17 protein-coding genes are annotated in these 19750 nt (G+C 58.9%); 7 read left to right on the forward strand and 10 right to left on the reverse strand.

What is annotated here, in order from left to right:
• Positions 1-80: 80 nt before the first annotated feature.
• The 4 genes from Pan189_RS02285 to Pan189_RS02300 all read right to left on the reverse strand — a co-directional run bounded on the left by Pan189_RS02285 (position 81) and on the right by Pan189_RS02300 (position 4121).
• Positions 81-860, reverse strand: a complete 780-nt coding sequence (locus Pan189_RS02285) for a response regulator (RefSeq protein WP_145362348.1) — start codon at positions 858-860, stop codon at positions 81-83.
• A gap of 292 nt (positions 861-1152) precedes the next feature.
• Positions 1153-2808 carry a response regulator gene (locus Pan189_RS02290; RefSeq protein WP_310820973.1) on the reverse strand — a complete coding sequence of 552 codons (1656 nt, stop codon included), beginning with the start codon at positions 2806-2808 and terminating at the stop codon, positions 1153-1155.
• Positions 2809-2810: 2 nt separating this feature from the next.
• Positions 2811-3248: a response regulator gene (locus Pan189_RS02295; protein WP_145362350.1), complete on the reverse strand. Its 438-nt coding sequence runs from the start codon at positions 3246-3248 to the stop codon at positions 2811-2813.
• Between the two features lie 3 nt (positions 3249-3251).
• Positions 3252-4121, reverse strand: a complete 870-nt coding sequence (locus Pan189_RS02300) for a sensor histidine kinase (protein WP_310820974.1) — start codon at positions 4119-4121, stop codon at positions 3252-3254.
• Positions 4122-4274: 153 nt separating this feature from the next.
• On the opposite strand from Pan189_RS02300, the gene Pan189_RS02305 reads away from it, so the two are divergent.
• Both Pan189_RS02305 and Pan189_RS02310 read left to right on the forward strand, forming a co-directional pair.
• Positions 4275-5804: an ArsB/NhaD family transporter gene (locus Pan189_RS02305; RefSeq protein ID WP_310820975.1), complete on the forward strand. Its 1530-nt coding sequence runs from the start codon at positions 4275-4277 to the stop codon at positions 5802-5804.
• 87 nt (positions 5805-5891) lie between these two features.
• Positions 5892-7484: a hypothetical protein gene (locus Pan189_RS02310; protein WP_145362352.1), complete on the forward strand. Its 1593-nt coding sequence runs from the start codon at positions 5892-5894 to the stop codon at positions 7482-7484.
• 181 nt (positions 7485-7665) lie between these two features.
• On the opposite strand, the gene Pan189_RS02315 is transcribed toward Pan189_RS02310, so the two are convergent.
• Positions 7666-8817 carry a class I SAM-dependent methyltransferase gene (locus Pan189_RS02315; RefSeq protein WP_145362353.1) on the reverse strand — a complete coding sequence of 384 codons (1152 nt, stop codon included), beginning with the start codon at positions 8815-8817 and terminating at the stop codon, positions 7666-7668.
• A 196-nt stretch (positions 8818-9013) separates the two neighbouring features.
• Here Pan189_RS02315 and Pan189_RS02320 point away from each other — a divergent pair, with 196 nt between their 5' ends.
• On the forward strand, positions 9014-11389 hold the full coding sequence (locus Pan189_RS02320) for an FG-GAP repeat domain-containing protein (RefSeq protein WP_310820976.1): 2376 nt from the start codon (positions 9014-9016) through the stop codon (positions 11387-11389).
• 146 nt (positions 11390-11535) lie between these two features.
• Here the strand turns inward: Pan189_RS02320 and Pan189_RS02325 are convergent, their stop codons facing one another.
• The 3 genes from Pan189_RS02325 to Pan189_RS02335 all read right to left on the reverse strand — a co-directional run bounded on the left by Pan189_RS02325 (position 11536) and on the right by Pan189_RS02335 (position 14035).
• Positions 11536-12330, reverse strand: coding sequence for an alpha/beta hydrolase (locus tag Pan189_RS02325; RefSeq protein WP_145362355.1), 795 nt, complete (start codon positions 12328-12330; stop codon positions 11536-11538).
• Positions 12331-12348: 18 nt separating this feature from the next.
• On the reverse strand, positions 12349-13122 hold the full coding sequence (locus tag Pan189_RS02330) for a peptidoglycan recognition protein family protein (protein ID WP_145362356.1): 774 nt from the start codon (positions 13120-13122) through the stop codon (positions 12349-12351).
• A gap of 295 nt (positions 13123-13417) precedes the next feature.
• Complete coding sequence (locus Pan189_RS02335; RefSeq protein ID WP_145362357.1) at positions 13418-14035, reverse strand: hypothetical protein; 618 nt, start codon at positions 14033-14035, stop codon at positions 13418-13420.
• Positions 14036-14212: 177 nt separating this feature from the next.
• On the opposite strand from Pan189_RS02335, the gene argH reads away from it, so the two are divergent.
• From argH to truA, 4 genes are read left to right on the forward strand one after another with little or no spacing between them, the layout of a single operon-like run.
• Positions 14213-15592 carry an argininosuccinate lyase gene (gene argH, locus Pan189_RS02340; protein WP_145362358.1) on the forward strand — a complete coding sequence of 460 codons (1380 nt, stop codon included), beginning with the start codon at positions 14213-14215 and terminating at the stop codon, positions 15590-15592.
• 14 nt (positions 15593-15606) lie between these two features.
• Entirely contained in the window at positions 15607-15792 is a 186-nt protein-coding gene (locus Pan189_RS02345; protein ID WP_145362359.1) for a type II toxin-antitoxin system HicA family toxin, read from the forward strand.
• Positions 15793-15814: 22 nt separating this feature from the next.
• Positions 15815-16075 carry a type II toxin-antitoxin system HicB family antitoxin gene (locus Pan189_RS02350; protein WP_145362360.1) on the forward strand — a complete coding sequence of 87 codons (261 nt, stop codon included), beginning with the start codon at positions 15815-15817 and terminating at the stop codon, positions 16073-16075.
• The gene (gene truA / locus Pan189_RS02355; protein WP_145362361.1) at positions 16059-16913 is read left to right on the forward strand and encodes a tRNA pseudouridine(38-40) synthase TruA; all 855 of its coding nucleotides are present in this window, start codon (positions 16059-16061) and stop codon (positions 16911-16913) included. The genes Pan189_RS02350 and truA overlap by 17 nt, the downstream gene beginning before the upstream one ends.
• A gap of 54 nt (positions 16914-16967) precedes the next feature.
• Here the strand turns inward: truA and Pan189_RS02360 are convergent, their stop codons facing one another.
• A complete protein-coding gene (locus Pan189_RS02360) occupies positions 16968-17918 on the reverse strand; it encodes a DUF1559 family PulG-like putative transporter (RefSeq protein WP_145362362.1) in 951 nt (316 codons plus the stop codon).
• 143 nt (positions 17919-18061) lie between these two features.
• A complete protein-coding gene (gene serA, locus Pan189_RS02365; protein WP_145362363.1) occupies positions 18062-19696 on the reverse strand; it encodes a phosphoglycerate dehydrogenase in 1635 nt (544 codons plus the stop codon).
• Positions 19697-19750 lie beyond the last annotated feature (54 nt).

Raw genomic sequence — 19750 nt, forward strand, 5'->3', positions numbered from 1 at the left:
GAGGCATCAGTTTAGCGAATGCTCATCGTCGAGTCATTCTGCTTCGACACCGTTTCAAGGAACGCGCGATTGACCGCCGATCAGCCGGTCCGGTCGCCAGCCGACCGAACATCCGGGTCGACAGCGGCACGCAGGCGGCTCCCGACGAACTCAAACTGTCGGATGACCTCACGCAAAAGGCGGTCCGTTTTATCGCAGTCTTCCGGATTATCGCCCTCGGTGTCGAGGCAAACCTCAAGCTGCCGGGCGATCGCAGTGGCTGATTCCGCCTTCGCCGAAGCACCCAGACCTTTAAGAGCGTGTGCGGCGCCCTTGGCCGCCTTGCGGTTCGAGGCGGCAATCGCGGACCGCAAGTCGGATAGCAGTTTCTCTGTATCCTCGATGAACCACCCCACGAATTGAGATGCTCGGTCCGGTTTGCTGAACACGCTCAACGCGGGGTGCGGATCGTACGTCTCTAATTCGGCCGGCCCGTCTGTCGTTGCCTCCGGTTCAGTCGGCTGTGTGTTCCGTCCGTCGATAAGGGCGAACAAATCTTCGATGCGGAACGGCTTCGTCAGCACCGCTTCAAATACCTGCTGAAGGTCGCTGTCAAACTCGACTGTCCCGGTAAAGGCGATCAACCGCGGACATGGTCGTCCCTCCGATTCGAAAGTTGACCTCACCTTTCGGGCGACGTCCCTGCCGGAGATGTCAGGAAGATTGACATCAAGGAGCACGACGTCAAATTCCTTGGACTCGAATTCGGCCAGTGCCGCCTCGCCGGAATCGGCGCAAGTGATTTCGTGCGCATGTTCGCTGAGTAACGTTTCAACGAGCAAACGATTTGCGAACACGTCATCGACAACGAGAACACGCATCTGACAATCCGTGCCAAGTCGCTCCACAACACGCCGCAGACTTGGGGACCCAGTTCCCAACAGTCCGAAGGCGGTTATCAGCGAATCATATTAGGTGAGGTGGCGAACGCCCGTTATTGGCTAGTGACAGGATCGATTGAGGGTGATTTCACTTCGGCCTCAGCTTGATCGTCATTGTTACGATAGGGGGCTTTCCTGACCGAACCCCCGTTCGAATGAGAGCGGCAGAGCTTATCCAAAAAATTCCAAATCTGATAAAATTTTGAAGAATTTGAGGCCGAACTGTGCCGCATTAATTTTGACTTCGCCGCCCATCGACTGCCAACTTGATCGCATTGGTGAGGTTCTCGGGGGGGCCGTCTTTGGTGACGTAGTCGGTCGCTCCGGCCGCCAGCATGGAAGCCTGCATGTCGTCTTTTTCGTGCATCGAGAGCCCGATGACAATGAGTTCGGGGAGTTCGCCCTTGAGGATCCGCGTCGCTTCGATTCCGTCGACCTCCGGCATGGAGATATCCATCACGACCACGTCGGGCCGGACTTGCCTGGCGAGTTCGACCGCTTCCTTCCCGTCGGTCGCCTCTCCAACGATGTCAAAGATCGGCTCACGTTCTAACAACCCCGCCAAACTGGCCCGCATCACGCGATGGTCATCGGCGAGAAGAATCCTAATTTCGCTCGTATCGAGCAGGGAGACGGTCTGAGGCTTCGTCTCGCTCCGCGTCGACTCGGTCGCTTGAGGGATGCCGCGGCTCTCCTCGACGTCCGGGGTGAAGCTCGCATGCCCATTGGTCGGCTGTTTGGGTGCGAAGAGTCGAACGGTCGTGCCGACATCGGGCTCGCTTTCGAGCTCCATCCGGCCGCCGATCAACTCCAGTCGCTCTCGAATGCTGAATAAGCCAAACCCGCCGCCGGACGTGTCGTCGGTTTTCGCCTCATCACCGATTAAGAATCCACGCCCGCTGTCGCGAACCGTCAGTACGGTTTGGTCGTTGTTTCCGTTCTCAAGTGACACGCGTGCCTCGACCGCACCGGAATGTTTACGGACATTGAAGAGCAATTCGCGGACGGCCTGATAGAGCAATACCGAGGTGTCTTCCGCCGTCGGTTGCGCTGAATCATCATAGTCGACCGTGACATTCAGGCCATATTTACTGGCCATTTGCCGGCCGACCCATTCCAGCGCCGGACCAAGTCCCGCGTCGTACAGAACCGGCGGGCTGAACTTGAGCGTCAAGTCGCGAGAGACCTTGATCGATTCATCCAACAGCGAATCGATCTCGGTCAAAATTGCGCCGAACTGCTCGGGATTGGGGTCATTTGGCAATGTCGCCAAACGAATTCGAGCACCGACCAGCAATTGCTGAAGGTCATCATGCAGCATTTGAGCCAGTCGCCGGCGCTCCCGTTCTTCCGCCCGGGTCAGTTCCCCGGCAAGTGTCCGCAGTTGGGTGGCTCGTTCTTCGGCGATCCGAGTTCTCTCGGCGACCTGTCGTTCGAGAGATTCGTTGATTTGCCGCAGCTCTTCGTCCTGCTCACTGGAGCGCTGACGGCTCTTATGAAGCTCTCTTTCGACATGGACGCGATGGATCGCGGCATTGATCGCCGCCGGCAAACGCACGAAGTGCCGACGGTCCTTTACGATGTAATCGCTCAGGCCCGATTTCATGGCCTCCGCACAAATCGCCTCGGTACCCGATCCGGTAAACATGACGACCGGCATGTCCGACTTTCGAGAAAGTATTTCTCGAAGCACGGAGAGGCCATCGTTCCAGCGTAATTGATAGTCGGTAATGACGGCATCGAAGTGGAGTTCCTGAAGCACCGCCTTAAATTGCGACTCGCTGCTGACTTCGGTGATTTCGATCGGCTCGAATTCGTCGCGCAGCACTCGGATCGTCAGTTCGCGATCGTGCCGGTCGTCGTCGATCAAGAGAAGCCGTAGGGGCACAGTCATAATTCGCCGAAGCCGTTGTCATTAGGCAATTCGTTCACGTCGATCCAGTAGCTGATCGCTGCGGCAATCAGGTCTTTGAATTCCGTGAATGAAACGGGCTTGTTCAAGTAAGAGTTCGCCCCGAGATCGTATGCTTGGCAGATATCGGTTTGACTGTCCGAATTCGAGAGTACAACGGTGGGGATTCGGTTGCTAAACGAGGACTCTCCGCGCCACTTCAAAAAATCAAATCCCGAGGGACCCGGGAACTTCAGGTCGAGCAAGACCAATTTGATGAATGGCCCGGCATCACTCTCCAAATATTTGCGTGCAGACATGACCGATTGCACGGCGGACAGTTCACCGGTGTATCCGGTATCGGCAATAGCTCTTCTGACAAGCAATGCCTCGTCGTCCTGATCGTCGATCAGTAAAATCGATGCTGGTCCTTGCATAAATCAAACGCCTCGGTCCGTCTCGTTGGCGGTGGACCCCGCCGACTCATCTTCGGAAGCGATCGTTGCAGATTCCGATGTCGATCTCATCTCAGAGCGAGAAAAATCATGTCCATCGGCAATCTGGAGTTCAAGCCAGAATCGACTGCCTCCCGAGATCGATTCGTAGCCGGCCGCCCCGCCTAGCTGGCCGATCGCGCGGCGGCTGGTTGCCAGTCCGAGTCCTGAACCGGCAAAATGCTCTTCGCCATGGAGCCGTTCGAATGGTTCAAAAATGCGGGCCGCTTCTTCATCCGGAATCCCGATTCCGCCGTCATCGACGCAAATTCGGACGACATCGTCACGTTTCTGAAAATGAATTCGGATTCGCGCGACTTTCTCCGCCGCAACGAAATGAACCGCATTTCGCAGCAGCGGACGCAGCGCCGCCGAGAGGGTTCTGCGGTCTGCGATGACCACAACGGATTGGGATTCGATAACAATCTGATCGGGGTCGACCTCTTCGGCTACGCAGAAACGCGAGACCGCATCCCGAACGATGGTTTCGCAATCGACCGGCTCTAACTTCGGATTGATCCGCGCGGCTTCAATAAATTCCCGGACGGCTGCCAGGGAGCGCTCCATCCGCTCCGCCGCGGCGATCATTCGGGTGACGTAATCGGCTGCCGCCGGATTAAGAGAACTGCCGTGATCGGCCAGCAGTGCGTCGGAAAAGCCTAGAACACTGCGGACCGGAGCTCTCAGATCGTGTAATAGCTCGCGAATGAAGGTCTCGAACTCGGCCGTCTGTTCGATCGACGCGTCCTCCAGACGACGCATTCCAACGCCGCGGCTGGACCGAGCAGGCCCGGAGGTCGACAAAGGGGCGTTCATCCGATGGTCCGAGTCAATGTCGTGGGGCATCGACTGAGGCAATGATGATGGTCGTGACAGATTTCGATCGAAGCAGCCAAGCGCGTAAGTAGATTCTAGGCAGAATCATCTGTAACTTCTGCACTCCATCCGACATTTCGCCGGAAAAGAGAAATGATGCTGTACCTGTTCGCCGCCGAAGCCGCCGCCACCGAAGCGGCGACCTCTTCGCTCGTCGGTCAGCCTTGGGTGATGCTGACCTTCGCGATCGGGATGTTGTTCACCTATGTCGGTGTCGCCGTCGATCAACTGCACAAGACCGTCGCGGCGCTGGCGGGAGCGGCCCTGCTGGTGTTGCTCGCGATTTTTCTCGGCCTGTTCGAGTACGAGCAAATCTACAAGATACTGGAGCACGACCTCAATATTTTCGGCGTGATCGTCGGGACGGGGATTTTGGTCGACGTGATCGGCCGAAGCGGTCTGTTCCATCTGCTCGCGATGCGGATCGTTCGCGCCACGGGGGGGAAAGCTTCGACGCTGTATTTCGCGATCTGCGGTTTGACGTTCGTCTTCGTGGCCGTCCTCACGATCGTGCCGGCGATGCTTATCCTTGGCTCGCTCGTGTTCGTGATCTGCCGCTCGCTCGACTACAACCCGAAGCCGTTCCTGCTGTCGGTCGCGATTTGCGCAAACAGTGGTGCGATCGCGACATTCGCCAGCGGCCTGCCGAACATCATGATCGGGACTGCGGCTAACATTCCCTACATTCAATTTCTGGAAGTTTCACTCCCCTTCGCCGTCATCAGCATGTTGACGGCGCTCGGCCTGCTCCGGTTCGCGTTCCGCAATGAAATCGCGTGGACGCAAACTCCCGAAGAGATTGCCGCACTCGATGCGAAGATTCAGGAGTTCGACCCTTGGGCAATGGTCGACGATCGCTGGGTGCTCGTTCGCAGCGGAATCATTCTCACCGCGACGGTCGTCGGCTTCGCCAGTGCAAACGCCTTCGGGATCGGCGTCGATTTCGTCGCGATGGCGGGTGGCACCGCGGCGCTGTTCTTCGCCGGAAAATCGGTCGAAGACACGATCAATAAAGTCAACTGGACCGTGATCCTGTTCTTCCTCGGGCTGTTTCTCGTCATCGGGTGTGTGAAGGCGACGGGGGCTCTCTCATGGCTGGCGAAGCAGGTCGTCGCGATTTCGGGTGGGAACGTCTATCTCCTCGTGCCGCTGCTGACAATCTTCGCCGCCTTTGCCAGCGCGATCGTCGACAACATTCCCGTCGCCGCGACACTGATCCCGATCGTGCAGCAGATCTCGCCTGAAGAAGGGGATGATTTATTCCTCAAAGGGGCGATCCTCGAAAAGGAAGCGACGGACACCGATCCGGAGTCTGAAACTGAGGCCGACGCCGACGCCGACGCCGAAACAGAGAATTCAGAATCGGGCGATGGCAAACCTCCGATTCCGGACGAGCCGCTGTGGTGGACGCTGATCCTGGCTTGCAACCTGGGTGGCAACGGCACGCCGATCGGTTCGATCAGTTGCGTGATCGCGCTCTACACCTTGAAGAAAGAAGGGGGCGTCACCGTTGGCTGGCCGGAGTTCCTCAAGCTCGGCGGAATGATCATGATCGTGCAAATTGTCGAGATCATTGCCTATATCCTCACGTTGCACGCGACTGGATTGTTCCCGAGCGTCTAAGGGCCACGAAAGCCGAAACGGTTCGAACTGGGACAAGAGCGGTAATGGTTGACCTCTGCGGGCAGTTCCTGAATCAAGCCTCCAACAATGAGCGTGCCCGAGACCACCGATGATGCGGCTGGTTCAGATGCTCCAAGTGAGCCCCGATCGCGGTTCCAAAAACTGATCTCGAACAGTTGGATCGTCGTAGGAATCCCGGCGTTGTTCGGCTTAATCGAGCTCAGTTGGACGTTTCAGCCCACGAATGACGCCCTGTGCTATCTGTCGATCGCCCGCTCGATCGCGGAGGGCGGGCCGGCGGCGAATCTCGGCAGTCAGCGGCTCTTTTACAACCCCGGCTATCCGCTTGTAATCGCCCCCTGTTTTCTGACGAGCGAGTTCCCCTTTCTGCTCATCTCATTAGTGCATTGGGGATTGTTCGTCGGTTTTCTGCATCAGACTTTTCGTTGGGCGAAACGAATGCTGCCCGATCTGGCCGGTCCGGTCACGCTGCTGGTCGGTTCGTCCGTAATGCTCAAGATCGGCTGGCAGCATTTCCTGAGCGAAATCGCGTTCATGTTCGTGCTGATGGCCTTGGTTAACGTCGTCGCGACGGCGAGGAGGCAGCGGGGTGCAGGCGATATCTGGATATGGGCCGTGGCGGTAACTCTTGCAGCGGCCCTCGTTTTGATTCGGCCTGCGGGAGCGATCTGTGTTGCGGGCATTGCGTTTGCCGTTGCCTATTTCGACGGTCTGAGGCCGATGCTGCGTCGCAATCGAAACTCGGGCAACGTGTCGGAGGGTGATACCCGGCGGGCCCGACTTTGGGGGCCGGTTGCCGCATCATTTTGCCTCGTTCTCGCGGCGGTCGGTGCGGAACTCGGGGTCATGGCTTACGAGCGATCGCAGCCGGGTGAAGTTCGTAAGTCGTACGCAGAATACTTAATCGACACCGTGACTTCTCCGGGCAGATTCGCGACGGCAGTGGCCGACGGAATCACGTGGCGCTCTCAAGAAATTTGGCAGATGTTGATCCCCGGTCTCTTCAAGGCTGATAACGACCCGAGCCAATGGTGGGGCTTTCCGCTTCTGTGTTTTTATTTGGTCTGGGCGTTTTGCTTGTCCCAAGGATGGTGGTCGCTCGCTCGTCGCGGTGATGTTTTCGCTTGGACTCTGCCGCCGTATCTCGCGCTGCATCTGATTTGGCCGTTCGATGGTGGTGGTCGGTTTATGCTCCCGATGATCGGCCTGCTTGCGGCCTGTTGGGCTCGTAGCGACATCCTGTGGTTGTTGATCCCAAGATATCGCGTCCCGGTTCTCGTGGGATGCGCGGTGCTGCATCTCGCGATCGGGTTCGGTCATTGGATCGCCCGGGATGTCCCGCAACGCATCGAACTGACGCAATCCATGCAGGAACTTGAGCGTCTGATGGATCAGATCGAGCACCCGTCAGACGATCAGACGTTGCTTGTCAGCCGAGGACTACCTTGGCGCGAAGTGATTCAACTGCAGTACCTCCTCGACCGTCCCGTATTGACGGCCGAGGAGGTTGTCAACACTCGAGAGGACAAGTTGGTCTTCGCGGCACTCCCCGTGGAACGCGATCCTCCCATCGGCAAGACCGTGCTTGCGAGAACCGATCGATATGTCGTTTACGCTGAGAGTAAGGACTCGCCTCCGCCTTCACTCCCGGACAAATAGAAGCCGTTTAATTTTTGTGTCATACCAGCCCGAGGCGCAAGCCGTCGGGAAAATCGCCGTTTGATCGACCATCGGCTTGCGCCTCTGGCTGGTATTGAAATCGCTTCTATTCGAATCGGTTTGCCAAGCAATAACGATGCTCAGGACGGCTCAATCTCTCGTCGATTCACGATGCCCCTGCTTATTGTTCGGCCGTGTAAAAGTAGTTCTGAATATCGTGCGGAAGTTCATGAACGGTCACCTTGGTGAAACCGGCTTCATGGAGCATTTCGAGCGCCTTCTCCCGCCCCCACATTGCCCCGAGCCCCATCCCGCCTTGGGCGAGCGAAACCGTCATGCAGTGCAGGCACGAGATCGTGTAGAGGAATGGCGCGATCGGGTGCTCCGTGTTGCAATGCACGCAGCTCGACCCACGAATATCCTGCATGAGGAATCGCCCGCCCGGTGCCAAAGACTTTTGAATGCCGATCAGAACGTGATCGGGCCGCGCTTGATCGTGGATCGCGTCGAACGCCGTGACGAGGTTGAATCGTCGACGGTCGACTGCGGCATCGTTGTGAAAGTCACTCAGGTCACGCATTTCAAAGCGAACATTCCTCAGCCCGGACGAACTCGCCTGCAAATTCGCAGCAGCGACGGCTGCATCGCTTAAGTCAAAGCCGATGAAGGTGCTTCGCGGGTAACGTTCGGCCAAAGCCAGCATCGCCAGTCCGCGCCCGCATCCGACGTCGAGCACGCTGATCCCGCGTTCGAACTGTTCGGTCAAACCATCGACTAGCGGCAGAATGTGCTGCCCCAAGGCACCGACAACGGAGTTCGCACTCTCTTCGGCCATCACTTCGTGAAAGCGAGGATAGGACGAATACGGCACGCCTCCTCCTTGGTGAAAGCAATGCACAATGCTGTCCTCGACGGCTGCGAGGATGGGCAAGAATTGAGCTGTGACCGCGAGATTGTCGGCCCCGGCGGCTCGGGTCAGAACAGCCGCGTGCTCATCGGGCAGCCGATAGCGAACGTCGGCGTTTGTGGTCGGCAGCTCCGTCAACTCGTCATCAAATTCGACGATTCCGCCCGTCGCCATCGCACCAAGCCACTCTCGCACGTACCGCTCATTGAGTCCGGCCGCGGACGCTAGCTCGCTGCTCGTCAACGCAGCCTTTCCGCGTAGCGCGTCGAACAGGCCGGTGCGGTGGCCGACCGAGATCATCAGCGCCAGCGCGCCCCCGTTGAGCCAATCGACCATTCGCTCGGCAAAGGCGTCTGCCTTTGCGCTATCGAACTTTGAGCTGTCGAATTCCGTGCGTTGTGGCTGAACTTCCAATTCCGTCGACATCGTCTCTACATCCTTCCATAATTGCTCCCCCGACGTTTTGTCGGGAGTATTAAGGCCCGCACACTCAGTGAGCGGGAATGCGGCGAGGCTGTTACAAGAATTTTCGCGATCGCTCGAATACGACCGGTCGCCCATGGATTTCCGCAGATGCGGTCTCCAGTCGAAAGCAGCGGTCACCTTCATGAGTTCGTCCTTGATGCATTTCGATAGTCCCCTCCGCGTGGCGCAAGGTTCGCTCGTTGCGGCGATCACGCTTGGACTGGCCGGTGTCGTCCCGGCTGAAGAGAACCGGCTCGCCGGGCACTACGGGTTCGGTGCCATTGAGCCGGTCATTTTGACCGAGCGATCGAGTGACCTCCGCGCGGCCGATCTCGACGGCGACGGGCGAATTGATCTGTTGCTGGCCGACAACAGCAATAATCGACTTGACCTGTTGAGACAGCGAGACCCGGAGAAAGCCGATCAAGAGACTTCGGTCTCGCGCGGCGTCAACGAATTCTCCCCCTCATCGTTATTCGAACACGTCAAGCTGCCGGTCGATCGCGAGGTCATTTCGCTCGCGACCGGAGACTTCAATGCCGACGGTCACGCCGACATTGCCTACGTCGGCTCTCCCGATCGTCTCGTCATGCACCTCGCCAAGCCAGAGGCGAACACGCCGGTCGAACGATTCAGCGATTCGCTGACGATTCGACTTCCCGATCTTCCCGCTGCGGGCCTGATTCTCGCCACAGGCGATTTTGACAATGACGGCCGCGACGAATCGTGCGTGATCGGTAAGCAGAAGACGTTCGTCATTGGAGTCGACGAAAAAGGCGGTCTGGAATCACCGACGGAACTACTCAATACCGCTGATGATCTCGGACTGGCTCAGGCCGCCGACTTGAACGGCGACGAGCTCATCGATCTCTGCTACACCGCATCTGACGGCGATGAAAAATTCTTATGCTTCCGACTGCAAAACCTTGACGGTGAACTCGGCCCGGAGATTCGCTACGACGTCCAGGAACCGCGTTCCGTTACCTTGGCTGATCTCGACCAAACCGGCGGCTCTGAGGTCATGACGATCGACTCTTCGACGGGCCGTTGGTCGGCATGGAAACTCCGCCCCGGCGAACGTGACACCGCCGCAGGCCCGGCAAAGGCCGATACGCTGATCCGGTACGGCTTCGGGGACCAGAATGCCCGGATCAATCGGGGCATCGGCTTCGGCGACTTCAACGGCGACGGACGCACCGACGTCATTGTGACCGATCCGGAGGCGGCTCAGATGATCGTCTTCCTGCAGAAAGCTTCGGGCGGGCTCGATTTGGGGTCGACCTTTCCCGGGCTGCTCGGCGTCGAACAGGTCAGTTGCTCCGACTTCGATCGGGACGGTTCCGACGACGTCGTTGTCCTGAGTGCCAAAGAGGGCGCGGTGGCGATCAGCAAATATGTCGACGGTCGCCTTACGTTTCCGCAACCGATCCGACTGGCCGATGGAGATGGCGATGAGCCGACCGCCTTGGCGATCGACGCCTCCGACGGCAAGTTCGTCGCATTGCTCAAGCCCGAAGATTATCGCAAAGAGGGATATGATCTCGCCCTGTTCGCCAAGAGCCTGACCGGCTGGACCCGTGAGCCGATTACCGACGGTTTGAAGCTGACCGGTGAACCCGATCGCATGTTTGCCCGCGATCTCAACGGCGACGATCGACTCGACTTCTTGTTCTTTCCCGGACGCGGCCGAGCTGCCGAGACGTTTTTGACGGAAGCTGACGGTCAACTAAGCAAAATCGACGAATCGGCCGGGCTTGGGTTGGGTGCGACGACACCGGGTGGAATTTCCTTCGGCGAGATCGGCGATCGACCGGCCGTCCTCGCCGCTCGGGAAAACTTCGCCCGCAGTCTGACGTTGAGCGATCAGTCGCGTTGGCGAGTCGTCGATCAATACAACGCGGGTGAATCGAACGCGCGGATTGTCGGCGCAACTTCGATCGACCTCGATGCGGACGGAGAGCGCGAGGTCGTGCTGATCGATTCGGGCGTCAACAAATTGCGCGTGCTCCGGCGCGAGGGCAGCCTGTTTCGCCCTTGGCGGGAGATCGAAACCGGTCGGCTCAATTATGTGTCGTGCCATGTGGCCGATCTTGATTCGGACCGTCGCGACGACCTCGTGCTGTTCGGTCGGGGGCGAATCGCCGTCCTGTACTCGGGACAATCGACCCCGATGCTCGACCAGCTTGCCGTGTTCGAGACGAAGGTCGAGCAGACGTTCTTGCTCGATTCGGTTGCCGGTGATCTCAATCACGATGGCTTCGCCGACGTCGTGCTGCTTGATGGCCGCTCACACGTTGTGGAACTGCTCGACTACGACCCGGAAACCGGGCCCCGCAGCGCACTCCATTGGCAGCTCTATCAGGAAAAGAGCTTTCGCAACGAAACCGGCTTCGAACTCGAACCGCGCGAAACGCTGATCGCCGATGTCACGGGCGATGGTCGAAACGATTTGATCCTGCTGATCCACGACCGCGTACTGATCTACCCGCAGGACACCGTGGATGAAAACGAAGAAACCGACTCAGCCCCGTAGTGCATCGCATTTCTAATAAGCCGAGGCTCCTGCGAGCCGCGGATCGAGCGTGGGGACACATCGCGAGAACACTTTGCCGCCTCGCCCCGTGTTCGGTCCGCACTTCTCAGGAAGTGCGGCTTGTTTTCCCGGCGCACGATGGCCATTTACACCGCCGAGAAAATACCACCCATCAGCCAGTGGTTCAGGCCCGAGAGGGCTTCGCCAGAAAGCCCGGACCCTTCCTCTGAAGCGAAGGTCTCGATATGGACGTCGGCTCCGCGTTCCGACAGCTTTCGCGAGACGGACGCCATCGTCGCAATCGACGCAAGGTTCGTGACGCCTGAGCGGGCAAGCAGAATCCGGTGGTCTTCAAGTGACAGCCCCCCGACCGCTTCATTTGAAAACGTGCGGAACGAGCCGTTGAACGCCGCGACGCCGCCGTAGGCTTCGGGTCGTGAGAGGAAGACTTCCAGCGCGACGTCGGCACCGCTGCCGATCCCGGCGAGAAAGACCCGCTCGCTGTGTACGTGATACTCCCGCCTCATGTTGCGTGCGATCTCGAGCGTATCATCTTTAAGCCGCTCACGGTCGTTGACGTTGGAGCTCCAGGAGAAACCGTTGCCCGAGATGAAATCTCCGCGCAATCCGAGTCCGAGATAGTTCCGATCGCTCAGCGTCGGCATCACCTGATGAACGATCCGTTCCGATTGTTCGTCGTCATGAAACCAGACTAAGAGCGGATACGCGTATCGATTCTCATATCCCTCGGGCACCCACAGTTCGGTCCGACGACCCGTTGGGCTCAGCGTGCTGTTAGCGGCATCGGCACCAGTCGCCGTTTCGACGGGATACCCCGCGCGATCGAGCCACAGATCAAAGATGTTGGAAGTCGCCGTGCCGAGCAATTTAGCCAGCGAGTCGGACGTATCCGTCGACCAGTTGTAGCGGCGATCATTCATGGGTGGGTTCCAAATTGCTTACGGGGAGGCTTTCGCAGGCATCACGTCGCGCAGGTCGAAGAAGCGTCCGGGGCACTTCGTGGCGCGAATCTGTCCGTGAGTCATGACCGCCGAGGGCGGAATATCGAATTCGTCGACGAGTTCGGCGATCAATTTTCGCAGCGCCGACGTCTGCCGCTCGGTCGGAAGTTCCTGCTCGAAGTTGCCGACCAGCGCGATGCCGATTCCGAGGTTATTGAACTTCTTGCTTCCGGCGTGGGCTCCGGCGAGTTGCTCTTTCCAGCGAAAGGTCGGCAGTACTTCTCCGTCGTCCTCGCCGCGCCCGTTGCCGATCACGAAGTGATAGCCGATACCACGCCAAGGGTTGCCATCCGAGTCGACCCGACGACGGTGCGCGGCATCGATCGTAGCGACACTGCCTCGGACGGTCGCGGTATGATGAATCACGAGATACTGCCAATCGCGTTTCTCGATCTTCGTTTCATCGGGCGGGGTTTGTAACACCCCCTCGATATCCTGAGTCTGCGATTCTGAATCTTCGCTAACCGCAGGATCCGCGGTCTTCACTGAAGGCACGCCCCCGAGGCCCGCACGTACCTGACCGGTCCGAAAACGCTGCATGACGCCCGGGGTCACGAAGAATGCGGTCGGATGCCGCCGGGAGGCTTCGCCGGATGACTCGGACTTAATGGGAAGGCCGAGTGATGGCCCGTCGCTGGCAATCGCATTCGCAGCCCACAGCATAAAAATGCCGGCGGCGAAACTGAAAATTGTGCGGGCGAAGGGGTTCATCAATCCGGACCGGCATTTTGCTGGGTTTGGCAGCGGTATTCCGCTGTCCGGTCCGGACTCTAGTGTCGGTCGGTCGAGGGTGTCAACGTGTTGCGTTTGACCGGCCCGGCGGCACCGTTCCTCGAACGTGCCCCATGTGAAAACAGGGCAAGCTGCGTTGCCTTTAACCCTCTATCGGCCGCCGAAAACCTCAACGCAGACTCTCTAGTCTGCGGATTCAATGCGAACGACCCGATTTCGGGCCGTTTGCGAAGCCGTTTCGCGGAACGGAGTGAATAGAGGTGATCGGCCGAGTTCAGAATGGCCGAATCGGCAACACCGGACGGCTCGACCCGTCGAGTCGATACGGTCCGAGTGGTCCTGCGAAGGCGGGAACAGGTCCCATGAATGTCGGTCGCAGCCCTTGATAGCGGTCATACACGAACGGCGGCACATAGGCGGGAACTTCGGCGACGGTCGACGGAGCGACAGACTCAACGTGCTTGTTGATCGTCATTGGCCGCAACTGGCCGAACATGATCTCCATTGCCGCTTCGTGACGGTAAGAAGGGTTGGCGAGGTACTCCGATCGACGGAACCGCACGCTGCGATAGGCGGTTTCGTAATCAATACCGCACGCTCCGCCTCCGCAACCAAAACTCGAATAAGACGGTTCCGGATCGGAAGGGGGCGGAACGAGCCCGTCTTCGGCTGTCCCGTCCGCGTAAGCAACGCGGAGCGGCTCGCTCTGATCAACCTGCAACGGCATCAGATCGGCTCGCGGCCCCGGAGTGATCGCGATCCCCGAAAAAGAGTTTTCCGCGTTCGACTCGGCGGCCAACGAAAATGTCGACATCCACGGCATCGCAATCGCAATCACAAGTGCGGCAGCGACTTCTCGCAGCCGGACCGGTTGCGCAATTTGACCCAACACTTCAATCTCCCCCTCACAAGAGCAGCGTACTCGACCCCTCGAATCCGCCAGCTCAACCTCGTTGACCCAGTCGTCCCACGTTAGCGAGTCCCCCCGACCGTTCGCAAGGATTTGTTGCGTCGTTGCCACGTCGGCTCCGCAATCGCATACTCTGGGCGACCGAATCAGGAGAGCAAAATGGCTGCAAAGGCATGGGGTGGAAGATTTTCCGGCGAGAGCGACGCGCAGGTGGAGATGTTTACGGAATCCATCAGTTTCGACGCCCGGCTAGCCCCGTATGACGTCCAGGGATCACAGGCACACGCGACAATGCTCGCTGAGGTCGGCCTAATCTCGAACGAAGAGCGGGACCAGATCTGCGGGGCGCTCGACGAGATCTTGGGTGAAATCGAACGGGGGGAGATGCCCTTCTCCGCGTCGCTCGAGGACATCCACATGCACATTGAGCGGGCCCTGATCGACCGACTCGGTGATGTCGGCCGTAAACTGCATACGGGGCGCAGCCGAAACGATCAGGTTGCCACCGATATGAAGCTGTTCGTCCGCGAGGCGATCGATCGTATTGACGGGTTGCTGGCGGACGTGCAGCGGGCGTTCGTCGAACGTTGCGAGGGCGATCAAGATGTCATCCTGCCGGGCTACACGCATCTGCAGCGGGCGATGCCTGTGCTTGCCCCTCATTATTGGCTTGCCTATTGCGAGAAGTTTCAGCGTGACCGGGAACGCCTTGCCGACGGTCGCAAGCGGGTCAATCTCTCACCCCTCGGGGCTGCCGCGTTGGCCGGTTCAAGCCTGCCGATCGATCGTCACCAAACCGCTGAATTGCTCGGGTTCAGCGAACCGGCGGCGAACAGTCTGGACGTTTCCAGTGATCGCGATTACCAGATCGAGTTCGTGCAGAACTTGTCTCTCATCGCGGTCCATCTGTCAGGACTGGCCGAAGAATGGATTCTGTGGTTCAGCACCGAATTCGGGTTCCTCTCGCTACCGGAGTCCTACACGACCGGCAGCAGTATCATGCCGCAGAAGCGGAATCCCGATGTGCTCGAACTCATCCGCGGCAAGACGGCCCGCGTGATCGCAGCCGTCCCGCAAATGCTGGTGCTGCTCAAGGGCCTGCCGATGGCCTACAACCGCGATCTGCAAGAAGACAAGATCGCCCTTTTCGATGCCTACGATACGATCGCGGCCTGCCTGGAATTGATGCCCGGAATGATCTCCGGCGCGGCGCTCAATCGCGACGCGATCGCCGCCCGGCTCGAAGAGGGCTTCCTGGACGCGACCGCACTCATGGAGTACCTCATCAAAAAGGGCGTGCCGATGCGGACCGGGCACGAGACCGTCGGCAAACTCGTCGCCGAATGCGAGAATCGCGGCTGCACACTGAGCGACCTCTCGCTCGAGCAACTGCAGTCCGCCTGCGATCTCATTGACGAAGATGTGCGGAAGGTGCTCGGGACAAAGAACGCAATGGCAGCCCTGGTGAGCTACGGCTCAGGGGGAAAGGAGCCCGTGACGGAGCAGATCGGTCGATGGCGCGAGCGGCTTGACTCATAAGGGAAGTGCGAACCATGTCGTTCAACGAACTCGTCCGAATGCTGGAGCGAGAAGGCTTTCGAATCGTCAAAGAAAAAGGGTCCGTGCGATACTATGGCAAAGAGGATTGGGAAAAGCTGATTCGGGTCGACTATCATGGCTCTAAGCAGGTGCCAACCGGCACATGCAATGCGATTCTCAAAGCGGCCGGACTGAAATAGAGAAGAATATCGGAAGAATACGATGCTGAATTTGCCCTACAGCCTGATCGTCGAAGCAACGATCGACCCGGAGTTTTTCAGCTTTTATTCCCCAGATCTGGAAGGCTTTACCGGCGTGGGACATTCAATTGAGGACTGTCTCTATCGGGCTCGCCATGGAATGAGAGATCACGTCGAAATGCTGCGTGAGAATGCGCTTCCCATTCCGGATGAAGCCTTGCAACCGACGGTACTGATTCAGAACGCATCCGGGGCCAGTCTCGCAGATGCGACTGCCGGTTGATGCCGTGCGAAACATCCGCATTCGCCTCGCCTACGATGGCACCAACTACGCCGGGTGGCAGGTGCAGCCCGATCAGCCGACGATTCAGCAGGCTGTTGAGACGGCGGTCTTCGAGTTAGCCGGCGAGCGGGTGTCGGTCTTCTCCTCCGGTCGCACCGATGCCGGGGTACACGCGATCGGCCAAGTGGCCAACTTTCGCTTTGCCGGAACGCTGCCATTAAAGGCGTTTCAGCCGGGACTCAATCAGCATCTGCCCGATGACATCAGCGTACTCGCGGCCGATCAGGTGCCGCTCGCCTTCCACTCCTCGTATTGGGCGGAGCGAAAAACGTATCGCTATCTCATCTACTTATCGCGAAGCCGACACCCGCTATTGCGTTGTCGCGCATGGCAGGAACGCCGACGGGTCGACGCTGAGCAAATGAGCGAGGCGGCTGCGCTACTCGAAGGGACGCATGACTTCCGGTGCTTTGAAACACAGGGCTCGCCACGCTCCGATACGGTGCGGACGATCTACCGCTGTCGCGTGGCCCGGCTGCCGATGGCTGATATCTGGCAGACCTCCGACCTTGACGATCAATCGCGGCCCGCCGATCTCGAGCCGATGCTCTTGGCGATCGAGGTCACCGGCAACGGCTTCCTCTACAATATGGTCCGGGCGATTGCCGGGACCCTGGTCGACGTCGGGATCGGAAAGCAGGGCCCGGATCATGTCAGCCGACTCATCGCCTCAGGCGATCGGGCGCTGGCCGGCGCCACCGCGTCAGCCGAGGGTCTCTACCTCGTCAGAGTCGAGTACGACGAAGCCAGGATCGAGCGTGAGCTTCGGTCAGAATAGGATTTTGGTATCCCAGGTCTGTTGGGAATAGCCGACTTCAGGAGGCAATGGCCTTTAGAACTGGACCTGTTCGCCGTCGTTGCGAACGAGCAGTCGCCGCCAGACGTTTCGATCCATGTTCACGTTCATCGGGCGTACCGAAGCATCGCCCAGGGCGACAATGATCACGTTCTGGTGCCAGGAGCCGAAGCTGAATGCCGTCTGTCCCGAGCCCGGATACGTGATCTGAGATCCGCCGCCTTGCGAAAAGCTTCCGCAGCAGTTGTAACCGTCTCCCCAGAATCCGACGAGTGATTCGGCCAGCAGCACGGTATTGGTTTCACCGTCACTGATGTCCCGGAACTGCGTCGCGCTGTTCTGACCGAAAATGCCCCCTTCGTAATCGGGGTTACCGTCGCCATCGACGTCGTTAATTCGTTGGCCGGCGCTTCCGATATAGTTCGAATAGCCGAAATCGTTCGGCGCAATCGGAGACATCGACAGAGCGGCGCTCGGGCAGACATAGCTCTCCATTTTGAAGCGCATGGCTTGCCGGTTTGAAGCAGTGAAGCGGTCCTGGTAGTAGGGGATCGCGTAATTGATCAGGTTCTGGGTGTTCTGCTGACCCATCTCGGGCAGGATCGATGCGTGCCAGCCCCAAAATTGTGAGACATCCCGGTTTCGCGTGTCTGAGGGGCTCTGTAACACCACCGGCTGGGCTTGATACATCACCGGCTCGCCGAATGTCGCGACCTGAAACGGTGCGACCATCTGGACCATCGCGCTGCCGGAGCCGTCATCCACAGGGAATAAGTTTTCGACCCAACCCGGCGGGAAGACATTCCAGGAACCCACATACTGGTGATGGGCCAAGGCGATTTGGCGAATGTTGTTCTGGCACTGCGTCTTGCGGGCAGATTCTCTCGCACTCATCACTGCCGGGAGCAGCAAAGAGACCAAGAGTGCGATGATAGCGATCACCACGAGTAATTCGACAAGCGTGAAACCGTGACGGCGAACTGTCATCAATCAATCCGATGAAAGTGCGTTGGGCGGACCGCACGACGACTTCGCCGCGGGATAGGGGGTGAACGTATCTGAACAATGGCGTACCCGATTGTACGCGTCGACACAAGATTTGGGTCAAAAATTCTGTACGTCGGCACAAATCAACTGGTTACTCCGGGAATTTCTTCGCCGTGAGGCGGGAGCTTAACGACTTGGACGCCGGTCACTTCGGCATGTTCGCCGATCTCCTTGACCGCTTCGGCCGGCGGTGCGCTGTCGACATTCAGGATCGCAACACTGTCACCGCCCGGCGTTGCCTGTTTCCGACCCAGCGACATATTAGCGATGTTGACATCGTGCTTGCCGAGGACGGAGCCAACGAACCCGATCAGCCCCGGTACGTCTCGGTGGTGATAAATCAGCAATGTCCCGTCGAGAAACGAATCGAGCGTAAAGTCACCGAGCCGGATCAATCGCAGGTACTGGCGACCGAGCATCGTACCATCGGCGCTCAACTCGCCCTGATCGGTTTCAACGGTCACGCCGACGCGGGTCGCGAAGTCACCCGGGTCTTTGCGGCTCGTCTCGACCAACTCGATGCCGCGTTCCCGCGCGAGCATGTCGGCATTGACGATATTGACCGGGTCCTGCAGGGCATCCTTGAGCAAACCGCAGGCGAATGCGCTTGTGATCAGCTTGTACTTCTTGGACGCGGCTTCGCCGCGATATGTCAGCGTGGCCCGCTTCATATTGCGGCCCTTGTTGAGTTGGGCGATCAGCAATCCGAGGCGGTAGCCCAGTTCGAGGTACACCTTCGTGTCCGCCATCTCCGCGCCGGAGACCGCCGCGGTATTGACCGCTTGCCGAATCTCGCCGCGGGTGAGATAGCCGACCATCAGTTCGGCCGCTTCCAAGGCAACCAGTTCCTGCGCTTCGTCGGTTGAGGCCCCTAAGTGAGGCGTCAACAGAGCATTGTCGATGGTGCGTAATCGGAAGTCTTCCGGCGGCGGTTCCGACGTAAACACGTCAAGCGCCGCGGCGGCGACCTTGCCGCTCTCCAGGGCATCGGCGAGAGCATCTTCATCGATGATTCCACCACGAGCGCAGTTGACCAGCCGGACGCCCGGCTTGGCTTTCTCAAGCATTTCGGCATCGATCAAGCCGCGGGTCTCGTCGGTCAGCGGCGTGTGGACCGTGATGTAGTCAGCCTGCGGCACGAGGTCCGCGACGTTGGAGCAGAATTCGATCCCATGCTCGGCGGCCTTTTCTGCCGTGAGGAACGGATCGTAGCCGATCACGTTCATTTCCATCGCGATGGCTCGCTTCGCCACCGCAAGGCCGATCCGGCCCAATCCGATAATTCCGAGCGTCTTGCCCGCCATTTGCGAGCCGGTGAACTTCTTGCGGTCCCAGCCGCCGCCTTTCATCGTCGTGGCTGCGGGAACCGTGTTGCGGCTCATCGCGTACATCAGCGCGAGGGTTTGCTCCGCCGTGCTGATCGTATTCCCCGCCGGGGTGTTCATCACGACGATGCCCTGACGGGTCGCCGTCGGCAGATCGACATTGTCGACACCCACACCGGCCCGGGCGACCGCTTTAAGCCGGGGCTGTCCATCGAGGACTTCGGCGGTCAGCTTCGTCCCGCTGCGAATGATGATGCCGTCGAAGTTTTTCAACTCTTCGCGAACCTGCTCGGGCGAGAGGTCCGTATTGACGACGACCTCAATGCCCGGGGTCTTCTCCAGAATTTCGATTCCGGCGGGAGAGAGTTTGTCACTAATCAGCACGCGGGGCATTTCGATCCCTCAGTCCAAATTCAGTCGAGAACGCATCGAACGGTCGATCGGGGC

Source organism: Stratiformator vulcanicus (genome assembly GCF_007744515.1).
GTDB lineage: Bacteria > Planctomycetota > Planctomycetia > Planctomycetales > Planctomycetaceae > Stratiformator > Stratiformator vulcanicus.

Coding starts and splice junctions, on each gene's coding strand:
- truA (WP_145362361.1), top strand. CDS start 16,059: ATGCGACTGCCGGTTGATGCCGTGCGAAACATCCGCATTCGCCTCGCC.
- Pan189_RS02315 (WP_145362353.1), bottom strand. CDS start 8,817: ATGTCGACGGAATTGGAAGTTCAGCCACAACGCACGGAATTCGACAGC.
- Pan189_RS02330 (WP_145362356.1), bottom strand. CDS start 13,122: ATGAACCCCTTCGCCCGCACAATTTTCAGTTTCGCCGCCGGCATTTTT.
- Pan189_RS02345 (WP_145362359.1), top strand. CDS start 15,607: ATGTCGTTCAACGAACTCGTCCGAATGCTGGAGCGAGAAGGCTTTCGA.
- Pan189_RS02310 (WP_145362352.1), top strand. CDS start 5,892: ATGAGCGTGCCCGAGACCACCGATGATGCGGCTGGTTCAGATGCTCCA.
- Pan189_RS02320 (WP_310820976.1), top strand. CDS start 9,014: ATGCATTTCGATAGTCCCCTCCGCGTGGCGCAAGGTTCGCTCGTTGCG.
- Pan189_RS02325 (WP_145362355.1), bottom strand. CDS start 12,330: ATGAATGATCGCCGCTACAACTGGTCGACGGATACGTCCGACTCGCTG.
- Pan189_RS02360 (WP_145362362.1), bottom strand. CDS start 17,918: ATGACAGTTCGCCGTCACGGTTTCACGCTTGTCGAATTACTCGTGGTG.
- Pan189_RS02305 (WP_310820975.1), top strand. CDS start 4,275: ATGATGCTGTACCTGTTCGCCGCCGAAGCCGCCGCCACCGAAGCGGCG.
- argH (WP_145362358.1), top strand. CDS start 14,213: ATGGCTGCAAAGGCATGGGGTGGAAGATTTTCCGGCGAGAGCGACGCG.
- Pan189_RS02300 (WP_310820974.1), bottom strand. CDS start 4,121: ATGAACGCCCCTTTGTCGACCTCCGGGCCTGCTCGGTCCAGCCGCGGC.
- Pan189_RS02350 (WP_145362360.1), top strand. CDS start 15,815: ATGCTGAATTTGCCCTACAGCCTGATCGTCGAAGCAACGATCGACCCG.
- Pan189_RS02295 (WP_145362350.1), bottom strand. CDS start 3,248: ATGCAAGGACCAGCATCGATTTTACTGATCGACGATCAGGACGACGAG.
- Pan189_RS02285 (WP_145362348.1), bottom strand. CDS start 860: ATGCGTGTTCTCGTTGTCGATGACGTGTTCGCAAATCGTTTGCTCGTT.
- serA (WP_145362363.1), bottom strand. CDS start 19,696: ATGCCCCGCGTGCTGATTAGTGACAAACTCTCTCCCGCCGGAATCGAA.